Source organism: Pseudomonas sp. NBRC 111124, from assembly GCF_001320245.1.
Classification (GTDB): Bacteria; Pseudomonadota; Gammaproteobacteria; order Pseudomonadales; family Pseudomonadaceae; genus Aquipseudomonas.
On record NZ_BCBA01000035.1, the window covers coordinates 84644 to 100901 of the forward strand.

Here is a 16258-nt window from a genome sequence, read left to right on the forward strand (position 1 = left end):
CAGGCACCAACCTGGATCGGCAAAACGCCCCAACACCTCGCACAACCCCTCTATTGCGCACCTTCCGCCACTAGGCACACCCCTTGCAACGCCCCTCCCCGCTTTGGCCAACACCATAAAAACTCAGCGGAGAGAGCACATGAAGCGTCGCAGTCTGATCAAGGCCTTTACCCTCAGCGCATCGCTTGCGGCGATGGGCCTGAGCTGGAGCATCCAGGCCGCCGAAACCATCAAGGTCGGCATCCTGCATTCGCTGTCGGGGACCATGGCGATTTCCGAGACGTCGCTCAAGGACATGGCGCTGATGACCATCGACGAGATCAACGCCAAGGGCGGCGTGAACGGCAAGATGCTCGAACCGGTTGTCGTCGACCCGGCCTCCAACTGGCCGCTGTTCGCTGAAAAGAGCCGCCAGCTGCTGACCCAGGACAAGGTCGCGGTGGTGTTCGGCTGCTGGACCTCGGTGTCGCGCAAGTCGGTGCTGCCGGTGTTCGAGGAACTCAACGGCCTGCTGTTCTACCCGGTGCAGTACGAGGGTGAAGAGATGTCGCCGAACGTGTTCTACACCGGCGCCGCGCCCAACCAGCAGGCCATCCCGGCCGTGGAATACCTGATGAGCGAAGACGGCGGCAGCGCCAAGCGCTTCTTCTTGCTGGGCACCGACTACGTCTACCCGCGCACCACCAACAAGATCCTGCGCGCGTTCCTGCACAGCAAGGGCGTGGCCGACAAGGACATCGAAGAGGTGTACACCCCGTTCGGCCACGCCGACTACCAGACCATCGTCGCCAACATCAAGAAGTTTTCCGCTGGCGGCAAGACGGCGGTCATCTCCACCGTCAACGGCGACTCCAACGTGCCGTTCTACAAGGAGCTGGCCAACCAGGGCCTGAAAGCCACCGACGTGCCGGTGGTGGCCTTCTCGGTGGGCGAAGAAGAGCTGCGCGGTATCGACACCAAACCGCTGGTGGGCCATCTGGCGGCGTGGAACTACTTCGAGTCGGTGGATAACCCGGCCAACCAGAAGTTCGTCGCCGACTGGAAGGCCTACGCCAAGGCCAAGGGCCTGCCAGGCGCCGACAAGGCGGTGACCAACGACCCGATGGAAGCCACCTACGTGGGCATTCACATGTGGGCCCAGGCTGCCGAGAAGGCCAAGTCCACTGATGTCGACAAGGTGCGTGAGGCACTGGCCGGGCAGAGTTTCAAGGCGCCTTCAGGCTTTACCCTGACCATGGACAAGACCAACCACCACCTGCACAAGCCGGTGATGATCGGCGAAATCCAGGATGACGGGCAGTTCAGTGTGGTGTGGGAAACCGAGCAGCCGCTGCGGGCACAGCCGTGGAGCCCGTTCATTCCGGGTAACGACAAACGGCCGGACTATGCAGTGAAAGGTAACTGAGTGCACTGGGGCTGCTCTGCAGCCCATTCGCGGGCTCGCCCGCTCCCACATCCAGACCTGCAAAGTAACTGTGGGAGCGGGCATGCCCGCGAAGAATCCACCGCCGATTTCCAGGATTGCCCGCATGCTCAGACTCCTGTTCACCCTCCTGCTGCTCCTGCCCCTGGCCACCCAGGCCAGCGAGGGCGAATTCTTCCTCACCGCCAAGCCCGCCGAGCAAGCCCAACTGCTCGAAGGCTGGGCGGCGCAACCCGATGCCGCGCGCCTGCCGCTGCTGGACAACCTGCGCCAGGGCCGCATCGCCGCCGATGACACGCGCAAAGTGCGCCTGAACAACCGCCTGCGCGGCCTGATCGACAACGCCCTGGCCAGCCACCAGTTACTCAGCAACGAGAGCGCCACCCGCCTGGCCGCCGCCCAGCAACTGCAGAAGAGCGCGCAGCCCGCGCAGATGGCCTTCCTCGACCGGCGCTTCGCCCTCGAAGTGGACCCCGCAGTGCACGCCGCCCTCGGCCTGGCCCTGGCCAACCTTCAACTGGGCGCCAGCGAACCTGCGGTACGCCTGGCCGCCGTGCGTCTGCTCGGTGAAACCGGTGACCCGCTGGCTCGCACCCGCCTCGAAGCCTTGCTGCAACCCGACGCCGAGAGCGACGCGGCCGTGCGCACCGCAGCCGAAACCAGCCTGGCCCAGGTCAAGCGCAAGCTGCTGGTCGGCGAACTGCTCGGCCAGGCCTTCAGCGGCCTGTCGCTGGGCTCGATCCTGTTGCTGGCGGCGCTCGGTCTGGCGATCACCTTCGGCCTGCTTGGAGTGATCAACATGGCCCACGGCGAGATGCTCATGCTCGGCGCCTACAGCACCTACATGGTCCAGGTGCTGCTGCAGCGCTACGCCCCTGGCGCCATCGAGTTCTACCCACTGATCGCCCTGCCTGTGGCCTTCATGGTCAGCGCCGGGGTCGGCATGGCGTTGGAGCGAACCGTCATCCGCCACCTGTACGGCCGCCCGTTGGAAACCCTGCTGGCCACCTGGGGCATCAGCCTGATCCTGATCCAGGCCATCCGCCTGCTGTTCGGCGCGCAGAACGTCGAGGTCAGCAACCCGGCCTGGCTGTCTGGCGGCATCCAGCTGCTGCCCAACCTGGTGCTGCCGTACAACCGCCTGGTGATCATCGGCTTCGCCCTCGCCGTAGTCCTGCTCACCTGGCTGCTGCTCAACCGTACTCGGCTGGGGCTGAACGTGCGCGCCGTCACCCAGAACCGCAACATGGCTGCTTGCTGCGGCGTCTCCACCGGGCGTGTCGACATGCTCGCCTTCGGCCTCGGCTCGGGCATCGCCGGGCTCGGGGGCGTGGCCCTGAGCCAGGTCGGCAACGTCGGCCCGGACCTGGGCCAGAGCTACATCATCGACTCGTTCCTGGTGGTGGTGCTCGGCGGCGTCGGGCAGCTGGCCGGCAGCCTGTGGGCAGCGTTCGGCCTCGGTATCGCCAACAAACTGCTGGAGCCGCAGATCGGTGCGGTGCTCGGCAAGATCCTCATCCTTGCGTTGATCATTCTGTTCATCCAGAAGCGCCCGCAAGGCCTGTTCGCCCTCAAGGGACGGGTAATCGACTGATGAACCAGCCACTGCTTGTCACCGCTACGCAAAAGGCCGGGCCACGGCTGTCGCTGGCCATTGGCGCGGTCGTCGTCCTGCTGCTGGTGGCGCTGCCGCTGCTGTCGCTGCTGCCGGCTGACCACGCGCTGCACGTGTCGGCCTACACCCTGACCCTGGTCGGCAAGATCCTCTGCTACGCCATCGTCGCCCTGGCGCTGGACCTGGTCTGGGGCTATGCCGGGTTGCTGTCGCTGGGCCACGGCCTGTTCTTCGCCCTCGGCGGTTATGCCATGGGCATGTACCTGATGCGCCAGGCAGCCGGTGACGGCCTGCCGGGGTTCATGACCTTCCTCTCCTGGACCGAACTGCCCTGGTACTGGGCCGGTACCCAGCACTTCGCCTGGGCCCTGTGCCTGGTGGTGCTGGCGCCGGGGTTGCTGGCACTGGTGTTCGGCTGGTTTGCCTTCCGCTCGCGGATCAAGGGCGTGTACTTCTCGATCATGACCCAGGCGCTGACCTTCGCCGGCATGCTGCTGTTCTTCCGTAACGAAACGGGCTTTGGCGGCAACAACGGCTTCACCAGCTTCCGCACCATCGTCGGTTTCGACATCGCCGCCCAAGGCACCCGCGCGGTGCTGTTCCTGCTTACCGTCGGCCTGCTGCTGGCCAGCCTGTACCTGTGCTGGCGCCTGACCCAGAGCAAGTTCGGCCGCCTGCTCACCGCGGTGCGCGACGCTGAAAACCGGCTGATGTTCTGCGGCTACGACCCGCGCGGCTTCAAGCTGCTGGTGTGGGTGCTAAGCGCCGTGCTGTGCGGCCTGGCCGGTGCGCTGTATGTACCCCAGGTGGGCATCATCAACCCCAGCGAGATGTCGCCGACCAATTCCATCGAAGCGGCCGTGTGGGTCGCCCTGGGCGGGCGCGGCACGCTGATCGGCCCGCTGCTCGGTGCCGGCCTGGTCAATGGCATGAAGAGCTGGTTCACCGTGGCGTTCCCGGAGTTCTGGCTGTTTTTCCTCGGTGCGCTGTTCATCCTCGTGACCCTGTACCTGCCCAAGGGCGTAGTGGGCCTGTTGAAGAAAAGGAGCCAGCCATGAGAGGCGTGCCCCCCGTACACCCGGAATTCATGCTCGAACCGGTGTTCGACAACCTCGGCGCCGGCCGCGACGCCATTGGCCTGGGCCAACGCCGCAAGGCTGGCCTGGACACCCGCCACGGCACGGTGCTGACCCTTGAAGACATCAGCGTCAGCTTCGACGGCTTCAAGGCCCTCAACGCGCTGAACCTGTACATCGGCGTTGGTGAACTGCGCTGCATCATCGGCCCCAACGGCGCCGGCAAGACCACGATGATGGACGTGATCACCGGCAAGACCCGCCCCGACACCGGCAGCGCCTTCTTCGGCGACACCCTCGACCTGACCCGCATGAGCGAGTACCAGATCGCCCAGGCCGGCATCGGCCGCAAGTTCCAGAAGCCCACCGTATTTGAGGCGCTGACGGTGTTCGAGAACCTTGAGCTGGCCCTGAAGGCCGACAAGTCGGTGTGGGCCAGCCTGGCCGCGCGCCTGAACGGTGAACAGCGCCAGCGCATCGAGGAAGTGCTGACCACCTTGCGCCTGCTGCCGCTGGCCCAGCGCCAGGCAGGCCTGCTTTCGCACGGGCAGAAGCAGTTCCTGGAGATCGGCATGCTGCTGGTGCAGGAGCCGCAACTGCTGTTGCTGGATGAGCCGGTGGCGGGCATGACCGACGCCGAGACCGAGTTCACCGCCGAACTGTTCAAGGGCCTGGCCGGCAAGCACTCGCTGATGGTGGTGGAGCATGACATGGGCTTCGTCGGCAGCATTGCCGACCATGTCACCGTGCTGCACCAGGGCAGCGTGCTGGCGGAAGGTTCGCTGGAGCAGGTGCAGGCGGATGAGCGGGTGGTCGAGGTTTATCTGGGCCGCTAGACACAGGAAGCCTGTGTCGGCCCATTCGCGGGGCAAGCCCGCTCCTACAGGGGAAACGCGATCCTTGTAGGAGCGGGCTTGCCCCGCGAAGAGGCCGGCACAGGCACAGCAACACTTTCAGGAACACGCACATGCTCAAGATCGACACCCTGCACCAGTACTACGGCGGCAGCCACATCCTGCGCGGCCTGTCCTTCGAAGCCAAGGTCGGTGAAGTCACCTGCCTGCTCGGGCGCAACGGGGTGGGCAAGACCACCCTGCTGCGCTGCCTGATGGGCCTGGTGCCAGCCCGCGAAGGCAGCGTCGAGTGGGAAGGCAAGCCGATCACCACGCTCAAGCCCCAGCAGCGGGTGCACGCCGGGATCGCCTACGTGCCCCAGGGCCGGGAGATCTTCCCGCGCCTGACCGTCGAAGAAAACCTGCTGATGGGCCTGTCGCGCTTTCCCGCCCGCGAGGCACGCGAAGTACCTGCATTCATCTACGAACTGTTCCCGGTGCTGGAGCAGATGAAACAGCGCCGTGGCGGCGACCTGAGCGGTGGCCAGCAGCAACAGCTGGCCATCGGCCGTGCCCTGGCCAGCCGCCCGCGGTTGCTGATCCTCGACGAGCCCACCGAAGGTATCCAGCCGTCGGTGATCAAGGAAATCGGCGCGGTGATCCGGCGCCTGGCCGAGCGCGGCGACATGGCCATCCTGTTGGTCGAGCAATTCTACGATTTCGCCGAAGAACTGGCCGACCAGTACCTGGTCATGGCCCGTGGCGAGATCATCCAACGTGGCCGCGGTGAAAACATGCAGGCCGAAGGTGTGCGCGGGCTGGTAACCATTTAACCTGCAATCAACGACCCTGCGAGACGCTGTCATGAGTTACGAAATCCGCGACGCCCTGGCCACCGACGTGCCAGGCATCCTCGACATCTACAACGACGCCGTGCGCAACACCACGGCGATCTGGAACGAAACCCCGGTGGACCTGGGCAACCGCCAGGCCTGGTTCGACGCACGGGCGCAGCAGGGTTACCCGATCCTGGTGGCCGTGGATCACACCGGCGTTCTGGGGTACGCGTCGTTTGGCGACTGGCGGCCGTTCGAGGGCTTCCGCCTGACCGTGGAACACTCGGTGTATGTGCGCGGTGACCAGCGTGGCAAGGGCCTGGGGCCGGTGCTGATGGCAGCGTTGATCGAGCGTGCGCGTGGGTGCGGCAAGCATGTGATGGTTGCGGCCATCGAGAGCGGCAATGCCGCGTCGGTGCGCATTCATGAGCGGCTGGGCTTCGTGGTGACCGGGCAGATGCCGCAGGTGGGGGTGAAGTTCGGCCGCTGGCTGGATCTGACCTTCATGCAGCTGGTGCTGAACCCGGGGGCTGAACCAACCTGAGTCATGCAGGCCCGGCCTCTTCGCGGGACAAGCCCGCTCCTACAGGTATCGAGTGACCCTGCAGGCGCGGGCTTGTCCCGCGAAGAGGCCGGGCCTGCACACCTTACATCTGGGTAAATCGGCCCAACCGCTGCCTCAGCATGCTGTTTTCACTGCGCAACTGCTGCACTTCCTGCAGCAGCTCCAGCGCCAGCGCCACCCCTTCCCACTCCAGTTCAAGCTCCTGATGCAGCTTCGCCGCGCGCTTGGCCAACAGCGGCGCCTGATCGTCGAACACCCAATCCTCCGGCGTTCGCCCCGAAGGTTCGACAATGCCGTGTTCGACAATCTCGATCACGCAGTCAGCCGTGATATCGGCCTCCTGACACAGGGTACGCATGTCCAGTTGAACGATCAGGGTGCTGCTCATGATCACTTACTCCATTGTGTCCTCGGGTCGAACGCCGCTTTCTCGGAAAGCTGGGTCCACAGTTCACGGGTAGCCGCATCGGAGGCTGGCGGCATCACCACTTTCAGCTGCGCGTAAAGGTTACCGCGCTCGCCGTTCTTGTTCGCCAGGCCCATGCCCGGCACGCGCAGGCGCTGGCCGCTCTGGCTGTCGGGGCGGATGGTCAGGTTGATCTTGCCGGTCAGGGTCGGCACCGCCACCTTGGTGCCCAGGGCTGCTTCCCACGGTGCCAGCGGCACGGTGATGATCAGGTCATGGCCTTCGACATCGAACAGCGGGTGCGGTGCCATGCGCACGGTCAGGAACAGGTCGCCGTTGGCGCCGCCGCCAACACCTGGCGCGCCCTGGCCCTTGAGGCGGATGCGCTCGCCGTCGGTGACCCCGGCGGGGATCTTCACGTTCAGGGTCTTGGTGGTGAACCCGGTGCGCTGGCCGGCTGCGTTGGTCTGCGGCACCTGGAAGCTGATCTGCTTGGATTCCTTGCTCAGGGTTTCTTCCAGGAAGATTGCCAGTTCCAGTTCCACGTCCTGCCCTCGCCTGCCGGCGCTGCGTTGTTGTTGCCGGCCGCCACCACCACCGAACGGGTTACCGCCGCGGGCACCGAAGATCGAGCTGAAGAAGTCGGAGAAGTCGCCGCCCTCGAAGCCGCCGCCAGCGCCACCCGCACCGCCACGGCTCTGCCAGCCTGGTGGCGCCTGGAACGGCCGGCCGTGCTGGCCGCCGTACTTGCGGATCTCGTCGAACTCGGCACGCTTTTGCGCGTCACCCAGCACCTCGTAGGCCTCGTTGGCCTCCTTGAATTTGTCCTCGGCGTCGCGCTCCTTGCTGACGTCAGGGTGATACTTGCGCGCCAGCTTGCGGTACGCGGCCTTGATCGCCTTCTCGTCCGCCGTGGGCTCTACGCCGAGTATCTTGTAATAGTCTTTGAAGTCCATCGTTGGATCACCAATGTGAATTTTCGTGTTGCATCTGAAGATAGGGGTCAAGCATAGCCTTTCAAGGTTCGCTTGGGGTTGCTTCAAGGCAGACGATCGGTCTTGATTCTGTAGCTAACTGGCATACACTGCGCGGCCGTTTTGCCTCCGGAAGCTTTTTCCCATGTCTGACGTATCGCCGGCCCGCGCGCTGGGTATCGACTTCGGCACCTCCAACTCCACGGTCGGCTGGCACCGCGAGGGCGCCTCGTCGCTGATCCCCCTTGAAGACGGTAAGATCACCCTGCCGTCGGTGGTGTTCTTCAACATCGAGGAGCGCCGCCCGGTGTATGGCCGCCTGGCACTGCACGAATATCTGGAAGGCTACGAAGGCCGCCTGATGCGCTCGCTGAAGAGCCTGCTGGGTTCCAAGCTGATCAAGCATGACACCAGCGTGCTGGGCAGCGCCCTGCCGTTCAAGGACTTGCTGGGCATGTTCATCGGCGAGCTGAAAAAGCGCGCCGAGGTTGCCGCTGGTCGTGAATTCGACCAGGTGGTGCTGGGCCGCCCGGTGTTCTTCGTCGACGAAGACCCGGCCGCCGACCAGGAGGCCGAAGACACCCTGGCCGACGTGGCGCGCAAGATCGGCTTCAAGGACGTGTCGTTCCAGTACGAGCCGATTGCCGCTGCGTTCGACTACGAGTCGGGCATCAGCCGTGAAGAACTGGTGCTTATCGTGGATATCGGCGGTGGTACGTCGGACTTTACCCTGATCCGCCTGTCGCCCGAACGCCACCTGGTGGCCGAGCGCCAGAGTGACATCCTCGCCACCGGTGGCGTGCACATTGGCGGTACCGACTTCGACAAGCAGCTGAGCCTGCAGGGCGTGATGCCGCTGTTTGGCTATGGCAGCCGGATGAAGAGCGGTGCACTGATGCCGACCAGTTACCACCTGAACCTGGCCACCTGGCACACCATCAACGCCCTGTACTCGCAGAAGTCGCAGCTGGCCTTGGGCAATATGCGCTACGACATCGAGGACACCCTGGGTATCGATCGCCTGTTCAAGCTGATCGAAGAGCGCGCCGGGCACTGGCTGGCGATGGAAGTGGAAGCCAGCAAGATCGAGCTGACCGAGCAGGTCAGCCGTCGCGTGGACCTTAGCCGCGTGGAACGCGAGTTGGGTGTGGACTTGACCCGAGCGCTGTTCGAAGAAGCCATCGAAGGCCTGCTGGAGCGGGTACGCGGCAGTGTGAGCGAGTTGCTGGCCAAGGCCGGCGTGAGCGCGGGCCAGGTCGATACGGTGTTCTTCACCGGCGGTTCGAGCGGCATTCCGGCACTGCGCAACAGCGTGGCGGCGATGCTGCCGAATGCGCGGCATGTGGAAGGCAACATCTTTGGCAGCATCGGTAGCGGCCTGGCCATCGAGGCCCGCAAGCGCTACGGCGCTGCCTGATACCTCTCTGTAACCTGTGCCGGCCTCTTCGCGGGCTTGCCCGCTCCCACAGGGATCGCACAGTACCCGAAAGCTGTGCAGTCCCTGTGGGAGCGGGCGAGCCCGCGAAGAGGCCGGTACAGGTCAACAAATAATCAGACCAGCTCGGCCCGCCGCAGCTCACTCTTCAGGTAGGCGTAATACACGGGCCCCGCCACCACCCCCGGCAAGCCGAACGCCGCCTCGAATACCAGCATCGCCAGCAACAGCTCCCATGCCTTGGCCCTGATCTGCCCACCGACGATCTTCGCGTTGAGGAAGTACTCGACCTTGTGGATCACGATCAAATAGCCCAGCGCCGCCGCCGCCACCCAGATCGACAGCGACATGCCGACGATGGTGATCAGGGTATTGGACATCAAGTTGCCGATCACAGGCAGCAGCCCGAGCAGGAAAGTCAGCACGATCAGCGTCTTGGTCAGCGGCAGGTGCACGCCAAACAACGGCATCACCACGGCGAGGAAAATGCCGGTGAACGCGGTGTTGAGCATCGAGATCTTGATCTGCGCGAAGACGATGTTGCGAAACGCCTGCACCAGCAGGTTCAGCCGCTCGAACAGCGCCGCGGCCAGGGGCTTGCGCCGTGACACGTCAGGAATGCGCTGCAGGGCGATGATAGCGCCGAGGATCATACCGATCAGCAGCGTCACGAACATATGCGCCATGCCCTTACCGACCAGTTGCAGGTCGCTCAGGTGACTCTTGATCCAGTCACCGATGGCCACCTTGAACTCCGCCGCACTGGCCGGCAGGTAAGCTTCAATGAACGGTGGCAGCTGGCTGCGGGCGCGTTCGACCAAGGTCATGAACTTGTCCAGCGAGGCGCCGGGGTTCTCGGCTTCGTGCAGCAGGAAGCTGAAGGCACCGGCAATCAGCAGGGTCAGCATACTGACCACCAGCACCCCCAGCAGCGCCACGGCCAGCCAGCGCGCACGCTCCCCGGCGATCAGCGGTTGCAGGCGTGGGGTGAGCATGTTCACCAGCTCGAACACCAGCAGCCCGGCGAGCAGGCTGGGGAGCAGTTTCAAGGGGAGGGCCAGCAACAGCCCAGCCATGACGATGATCAGGCTGGCCAGGGTGATCTGACGGGGGGTGAAAGTCATACAGCCTCGACGGCAGACGGCGGGAATGCCCGCAGTCTGCCAGCCTTGAGGGCGCAGGTCACTTCTTCTTCAGACAGTCGCTCATGAACGTCTTGCGCTCGTCACCTTTCAAGGCTTTGGTGGTGGCGTCAGCGTTGCAGGTCTTCATCTTCTCCTGCTGCGACTGTGGTACGTCTTTCTTCAGGCAGGTGCTCATGAACGCCTTGCGCTCATCGCCCTTGAGGGCCTTGGTGGTGGCGTCGGCGTTGCAGGTTTTCATCTTTTCCTGTTGCGCCGTGTTGGCGGCAAATCCTTGCGCACTGAACAACACGGCCAACACCAGCAGAGGCATGTGCAGCATTTTCATGGAGTGGTCTCCTTGACTCCGTGCCCGATGCACGGACATGCGCCTGAGTGTAGACAAGATTTTTTACATTTTGCCCGGGCATGGGCCTTCATAATGGCCAGCCAGGCGTCACTGCCAAAACGAAAGAGTCTGTTGCTGCATGAATTACGCGTTCCCCCTTTTCGCCATCCTCATCTGGGCCGGCAATACCGTGGTCACCAAGATGTCGGCCGGCGCCATCCACCCTGCCGAAATCGGCTTCTACCGCTGGCTGCTGGCCGGCGCGCTGTTCACCCCTTTCCTGCTGCCCGCCGTGTGGCGCAACCGTGCGGCCATCCGCCCGCACCTGGGCAAGGTCGCCATCCTCGGCGTACTGGGCATGGCCGTGTATCAGAGCCTGGCGTACTTTGCCGCCGGCATCACCAGCGCCACCAACATGGGGATCATCCTCTCGCTGATGCCATTGATGTCACTGGCGCTTTCCATCGCCTGGCTGGGCCAGCGCCTGAGCTACGGCGCCTTGGCGGGTGCCGTGGTGTCGTTCGTCGGCGTGCTGGAAGTGGTCTCCGCCGGCCAACCGGGCATTCTGCTGGAACAAGGCTTGAACAGCGGCGACCTGCTGATGCTGGTGGCGACCTTGGCCTACGCGCTGTACAGCTTCCTGTTGAAGAAATGGCAGCTGCGCCTGCCACCGCTGCAGCTGCTGTACCTGCAAGTCTTGGTGGCGATCCTGGTGTTGCTGCCGCTGTTCCTGCTCTCGGACAAGACTGGCCTGAACGGCCACAATATCGGCCTGGTGCTGTACGCCTGCGTGCTCGCCTCGATGATCGCCCCGCTGGTGTGGATGCAGGCCGTGCACCGACTGGGGCCAAGCCGTACCACGCTGTTCTTCAATCTGCTACCGGTGGTGACCGCACTGATCGCCGCGGTGGTCCTCGACGAACGGCTGGCCAGCTATCACCTGATCGGTGGTTTGCTGACCTTGGTCGGGGTGATTCTGGCCGAGCGCTGGACCACGCCGGTACGTCGCTAGAGCCCCGCCGCCTTGAGCCGGGCCGCATGCTCGGTGAACAGCCGCAGCGGCTCGGCACCCTTACCCACGGCGCCCAGCGACTGGTTAACGATATCCAGATGATCGAGCGGAAAGTCATCGCCGATCACCTGCCCCAAGTGCGAGCTGAATCGCCCGACCATGCCGTCGCAATGGCCCCTTTCCTTGACGAAACTGCGCGCGAACAGCCGGCAGAAGTAACTGCTGCCGTCGAAACGGTTGCGCCCCTGATCGGTCAGCCCGGGCTGCACGGTGCCGGACCAGGAGTAGTAGCGCACGCCATTCACTTCATACGCCCCCTCCCCACCCCAGGTTTCCGGCAACCCCTGTGGATAAGCCTGGTTGAACAGGGCCACGCCGGCGCAGGTCAAGGCCTGGTGCGAGGCATGCACGTCGACCGGCAGCGGGTCGCGCCGCCAGCCGGTTTCCAGCCATACCAGCATCACCGCCAGGCCATGCAGGATGGCCTTGAGGATGCGCCCCTGGGGTGAATCACCTGGCGCCGTACGCTCAAGGTGGTCGGCCAGCTCCGAACCCTGATTGGGCCCCGCCACGGATGTGACCGAGGCCACCCTATCCGGGCGTTTGGCCGCCGCATAGCGCGCGTTCAGTGCTCCCTGGCTGTGGCCGATGAGGTTGACCTTTGCCGCGCCGGTGCGCTGGCAGATGTCTTCGATGATCGCCAGCAACTGCTCACCACGCACCTCGTTGGAATTAAGCGGCGAGACCTGCACCGGGAACACCTGCGCGCCGCCCTTGCGCAGGGCCGGGACAATGCCGAACCAGTACGGGTAGAGCAGCACCCGAACAAAACCGAGCATGCCCGGCACCAGCACCAACGGGTATCGCGTGGCCAATTCCTGCTGCATGGCTTGAGCCCCCTTTCCGTGGACGTTCGGCCAACACTAGCGCCGCTTCGATGACCATAGCAATCGAACTCCTGACGCACCGTGCGGTTCCAAACCAGAACAGACCCTTTGCAAGGAGCGGGACCATGTACAAGCAGACCCTGGCAATCCTTCTGGCTGGCGCAGCGCTGGCCGCCTGCAGCAACCGCCCGGAAAACCCGGTGGACTACGTCACCTACCGCGACGAGCCGCTGGTCAAGCAGGTGGAGAACGGCATGACCATGCAGAAGGTCATTGCTATCGGCGGCAGCCCGTCGAACGTGATCGACCTGCCTCACGGGGGTACCTGCAACGACTACATCCTTAACCGCGACGGTCAACAACAGCCGTACTACGTGCGCTTTGACGCCACTGGCCATGTCGATGCCAAGGGTTTCAAGACTTGCAAGCAACGAGAAGAGGACAGCAAAGCCGCCCTCGGCGCTTGAGCGTCCCGTCCCACTTTGACCTACCGTCCTGATCTGTTTGGAGACAATCATGAGCAATGTTGAACTGACCGATGTGCAAACCTTGCGCGAGCGTGCCCGCCAGCATGTAGAGCAAGGCGCGGTGACCGAGGGTTACCACGCCGACCGCCAGGAGATCCTGCGCCTGCTCAACGAGTCGCTGGCCACCGAACTGGTCTGCGTGCTGCGCTACAAGCGCCACTACTTCATGGCCAGCGGGATCAAGGCCAGCGTGGCCGCCAGCGAGTTCCTCGAGCACGCGAACCAGGAAGCCGAGCACGCCGACAAGCTGGCCGAGCGCATCGTACAGTTGGGCGGTGAGCCGGATTTCAACCCGGACAATCTGAGCAAGAATTCCCATGCGCAGTATGTTGCGGGCAATTCCCTTAAGGAGATGGTACTGGAAGACCTGGTGGCGGAGCGGATTGCCATCGACAGCTATCGCGAGATCATTCAGTACATCGGCGACAAAGACCCTACGACCCGGCGGATCTTCGAAGACATCCTGGCCCAGGAAGAAGAGCACGCGGACGACATGTCCGATCTGCTTCAGGGGCTGTAATGGCTGAGGGGCGCTTTGCGCCCCTTTCTATTTCTGTTTTTTCACCGCAGCCGGCGCATTGCCGGCTTTCATCTGCTGCAGCAAAGGTGCGCACTGGTTGGGCTCATCACCGCTGCTGGGCGCCACCAGCGCCAGCAACCCGGCTGCCGGCCCGGCAACCACGCCCAACGCCACCATCCCCGCCCCGCGCAAGGCCAGCGGCACCGCCTGAACCCCTGCGCTCGGTTTGACGAAAGGCCCACGCACATACAGTGGCGACCGCAGCGAGAACAACCGCAACCCCTTGGATTCCGGGGTGACCTTCAAGTCCAGCTGCTCACTGGCAAAGTTGGCCGTGCCGTTGATGTAGATGATCGCGTTCTCGGTATCGAAGATGAACAACCGCGTAGTCGCCAGCCCGTCCTTGATCCCGACATCCGCCGCCGCGCAGTTGATCTTGACGTCCTCGTCACCGAACAGTTTGCCCACCACATAGTTGCCCACATTGAGCCCGGCGATCTCCATCAGGCTGCGGCTGATGGCGCCATCATTGATCAGCAGGCGCAGGTTGCCATTAGCCGTGCCCAGCAACGCCGCCACCGAGTTGCCACGGCCACTGATGTCGGCATCGCCGTTCAGCTCGCCGAAACTGGTCTGCATCGGCGCAAAAGTGGGGAACAGCTGCTTGAGCTTGAAGCCACGCGCCGTCAGCTGTGCGCGGCCTTGCAGCGGCACGTTGCGGCCATCGAGGCGGATGTTCGACGCCAGGTTGCCACCGGCCACGCCAAAGCGCAGCGGCTCCAGCCGCAGCAGGCCGTCTTCGAGGATCACGTGGGCGGACAGGTCGTTGAAGGGCAGTTTTTCACTGTGCACGATGCGCTTGCCGGCAAATGTGACGTCGGCGTCCATGGCGCGCCAGCGTTCAGTGCGGAACTCCTCCACCGGCAGCACCTTGTCAGCCGGCTGTTTGCTGGCACCGCCGCGGGCTTTCTGTTCGGCATTGGAGTCGGCGCCAATCAGCGGGGCCAGGTCCTTGAACAGCAGCTGGTTGGATACCAGGTTACCGGAGAGCTTGGGCCGCGGCTGGCTGGCAACGAAGGCCAGGTCGCCGTGGATGTCGCTGTCGCCGATCTTGCCGTTGAAACCCTGGTAGTTGAAGGCCGCGCCCGCAGCAGCGTGCAGGTTTGCGCTGAGCCGACCATCGGTGGAATAGGCCGGCGTGTCGGGCAACGTCACGCCGGTCAGCGGGTAGAGGTTGCCCAGGCTCGCGCCGGACAAGCGCAGGCGCAGGTCCAGCGCGCCGAGGTTGCGCGGGTCGGTCAGGGTGCCGGCGAGCACCACATGGGTATCGGCGATGTGCACGTCAGCCTGCAACGGGAACGGCTGGCTGGCATCCTGCAGCGCCAGCAGGCCACCGATCTTGCCGGTGCCGGACACTGGCTGGCCCTTGTAGCGGCCTTGGGCCTTGAGCCCGAACGCGTAATCCTGGGCGCCTCCAGCCTTCTCGGCATTTGCCTTGCCGACGATTTCACTGAAGGGGATCGGTTTGCCGAGCGGGTCGATCTGTACCTTCATGCTGGTTTTCAAAGTCTGGTCGTCGAAGCTGACATTACCTTGGTCAAAACCAATGGCACCGATGTCCAGCTGCCACTTGGACGGCTCTTCGTTCTCGGCCTTGGGCCCGAAGTCGAAGTTCCAGTTGGCGCGGCCATCGGCCAGGCGTGTCAGGCTGGCGGTGGGCTTGGTCAGGTCGATGCGTGGGATGCTGATCTGCTGGAACAGCAGCGGCAGCGGCGCCAGGCGGAACTCCACACGCTCCAGGCCGACCATCTGCGGCTCCTTGAGCCAGTCGGGGTTGCCCAGGGTCAGGTCTTCGGCAATCAGGTGCGGCCACGGCACCCAGGCGCGCCAGCCGCCTTCTTCCGGCTCGGTGCGCCAGTGCACGGCCAGGTTGCCATTGATAGCGAACGGCCGGTGCAAGGCCTCGGACACCTTCTCATTGAGCAGCGGCTTGACGCGGTTCCAGTCAAAGGTGGCGATGATCACCACCAGGATCGCCAGCAGGGTGAACAGGGTGGTCAAGGTCCAGATGAGGATTCTGGCGGGACGCGTCATTGCGGAATTCTCCTGGCGGCATGGCGAAAAGCAGGCGTAACGATGGCATTCATATCTCCGACTGATGAAAACCCGCTGGGTTTTATCGAAGACGGCCATGATAGCCAGTTTTTTCCGGTTTTTTGCTTGGCTTTTGGTCTCGGCCAATGGCTCGTGTGACTTCAAGTCATTGCCGGCAAATAGCCACACAACACCTCAAAAGTACCGAGATAGAGCCTTTGTAAAACGCTATCAATACGGTCGATTGTTACCATTACCCGTATGAACTTCTCTCTGGCGTCACCGCGCGTAGCATTGGTTTCGTACCCACTTTCCAGCCCCCGAGAGGAGCACCGAACCATGAAACGCACCCTGCTGACCCTGACCCTGTCCATCCTTGCTGCCAACGCCTTCGCCCTGCCAGCTGCCGACCAGCACCTGACCGCCGAATCGCGCTCCAGCGCCGCAGAAATCGCCCAACCGCTGAACACCGTTGCCGAAGGTGGTTCGGACCGTCTGATCGAACAATCTGGCCGTGTAGCCGAAGGTGGCTCGGATCGCCTGATCGAACAGTCTGGCCGTGTAGCCGAAGGTGGCTCGGATCGC

The 16258-nt window shown here is 63.8% G+C and carries 16 protein-coding genes and 1 pseudogene; 11 read left to right on the plus strand and 6 right to left on the minus strand.

Annotation, left to right across the window (positions count from 1 at the left end; all coding sequences use genetic code 11):
* The first annotated feature begins 139 nt into the window (after nucleotides 1-139).
* The 6 genes from urtA (at nucleotide 140) to APH28_RS15075 (ending at nucleotide 6327) form a co-directional block, all read left to right on the plus strand.
* A complete protein-coding gene (urtA, locus tag APH28_RS15050) occupies nucleotides 140-1405 on the plus strand; it encodes an urea ABC transporter substrate-binding protein (protein WP_060510580.1) in 1266 nt (421 codons plus the stop codon).
* 82 nt (nucleotides 1406-1487) lie between these two features.
* Complete coding sequence (urtB, locus tag APH28_RS15055) at nucleotides 1488-3017, plus strand: urea ABC transporter permease subunit UrtB (RefSeq protein ID WP_371263087.1); 1530 nt, start codon at nucleotides 1488-1490, stop codon at nucleotides 3015-3017.
* Nucleotides 3017-4096: an urea ABC transporter permease subunit UrtC gene (gene urtC / locus APH28_RS15060; RefSeq protein ID WP_060510582.1), complete on the plus strand. Its 1080-nt coding sequence runs from the start codon at nucleotides 3017-3019 to the stop codon at nucleotides 4094-4096. The genes urtB and urtC overlap by 1 nt, the downstream gene beginning before the upstream one ends.
* On the plus strand, nucleotides 4093-4950 hold the full coding sequence (gene urtD, locus APH28_RS15065) for an urea ABC transporter ATP-binding protein UrtD (protein WP_082432306.1): 858 nt from the start codon (nucleotides 4093-4095) through the stop codon (nucleotides 4948-4950). Before urtC ends, urtD begins: the two co-directional genes overlap by 4 nt.
* 131 nt (nucleotides 4951-5081) lie before the next feature.
* On the plus strand, nucleotides 5082-5780 hold the full coding sequence (gene urtE / locus APH28_RS15070; protein WP_054887828.1) for an urea ABC transporter ATP-binding subunit UrtE: 699 nt from the start codon (nucleotides 5082-5084) through the stop codon (nucleotides 5778-5780).
* A 31-nt stretch (nucleotides 5781-5811) separates the two neighbouring features.
* A complete protein-coding gene (locus APH28_RS15075; protein ID WP_060510583.1) occupies nucleotides 5812-6327 on the plus strand; it encodes a GNAT family N-acetyltransferase in 516 nt (171 codons plus the stop codon).
* 103 nt (nucleotides 6328-6430) lie between these two features.
* Here APH28_RS15075 and APH28_RS15080 read toward each other — a convergent pair whose 3' ends face one another.
* Nucleotides 6431-6736: a chaperone modulator CbpM gene (locus tag APH28_RS15080; RefSeq protein WP_060510584.1), complete on the minus strand. Its 306-nt coding sequence runs from the start codon at nucleotides 6734-6736 to the stop codon at nucleotides 6431-6433.
* Nucleotides 6737-6738: 2 nt separating this feature from the next.
* On the minus strand, nucleotides 6739-7710 hold the full coding sequence (gene cbpA / locus APH28_RS15085; RefSeq protein ID WP_060510585.1) for a curved DNA-binding protein: 972 nt from the start codon (nucleotides 7708-7710) through the stop codon (nucleotides 6739-6741).
* Nucleotides 7711-7873: 163 nt separating this feature from the next.
* On the opposite strand from cbpA, the gene APH28_RS15090 reads away from it, so the two are divergent.
* Nucleotides 7874-9145 carry an Hsp70 family protein gene (locus APH28_RS15090; RefSeq protein WP_060510587.1) on the plus strand — a complete coding sequence of 424 codons (1272 nt, stop codon included), beginning with the start codon at nucleotides 7874-7876 and terminating at the stop codon, nucleotides 9143-9145.
* Nucleotides 9146-9279: 134 nt separating this feature from the next.
* On the opposite strand, the gene APH28_RS15095 is transcribed toward APH28_RS15090, so the two are convergent.
* Both APH28_RS15095 and APH28_RS15100 read right to left on the minus strand, forming a co-directional pair.
* Entirely contained in the window at nucleotides 9280-10287 is a 1008-nt protein-coding gene (locus APH28_RS15095; protein ID WP_060510589.1) for an AI-2E family transporter, read from the minus strand.
* Between the two features lie 58 nt (nucleotides 10288-10345).
* Complete coding sequence (locus APH28_RS15100) at nucleotides 10346-10633, minus strand: PsiF family protein (protein ID WP_060510591.1); 288 nt, start codon at nucleotides 10631-10633, stop codon at nucleotides 10346-10348.
* 139 nt (nucleotides 10634-10772) lie between these two features.
* Here APH28_RS15100 and APH28_RS15105 point away from each other — a divergent pair, with 139 nt between their 5' ends.
* Nucleotides 10773-11645, plus strand: a complete 873-nt coding sequence (locus APH28_RS15105; RefSeq protein ID WP_060510594.1) for a DMT family transporter — start codon at nucleotides 10773-10775, stop codon at nucleotides 11643-11645.
* Here APH28_RS15105 and APH28_RS15110 read toward each other — a convergent pair.
* The gene (locus APH28_RS15110; RefSeq protein ID WP_060510596.1) at nucleotides 11642-12532 is read right to left on the minus strand and encodes a triacylglycerol lipase; all 891 of its coding nucleotides are present in this window, start codon (nucleotides 12530-12532) and stop codon (nucleotides 11642-11644) included. The two genes, APH28_RS15105 and APH28_RS15110, sit on opposite strands and share 4 nt — an antisense overlap.
* Before the next feature lie 125 nt (nucleotides 12533-12657).
* Between APH28_RS15110 and osmE the strand changes: the two genes are divergently transcribed.
* On the plus strand, nucleotides 12658-12999 hold the full coding sequence (gene osmE, locus APH28_RS15115; protein WP_060510598.1) for an osmotically-inducible lipoprotein OsmE: 342 nt from the start codon (nucleotides 12658-12660) through the stop codon (nucleotides 12997-12999).
* Between the two features lie 49 nt (nucleotides 13000-13048).
* Nucleotides 13049-13579: a bacterioferritin gene (locus APH28_RS15120; RefSeq protein ID WP_060510601.1), complete on the plus strand. Its 531-nt coding sequence runs from the start codon at nucleotides 13049-13051 to the stop codon at nucleotides 13577-13579.
* A 27-nt stretch (nucleotides 13580-13606) separates the two neighbouring features.
* On the opposite strand, the gene APH28_RS15125 is transcribed toward APH28_RS15120, so the two are convergent.
* Nucleotides 13607-15673 (minus strand): AsmA family protein, encoded by a 2067-nt coding sequence (locus APH28_RS15125; RefSeq protein WP_060510603.1) that lies wholly within the window; start codon nucleotides 15671-15673, stop codon nucleotides 13607-13609.
* 339 nt (nucleotides 15674-16012) lie between these two features.
* On the opposite strand from APH28_RS15125, the pseudogene APH28_RS15130 reads away from it, so the two are divergent.
* A pseudogene (locus tag APH28_RS15130) lies at nucleotides 16013-16258 on the plus strand (phage infection protein); the annotation flags it as partial.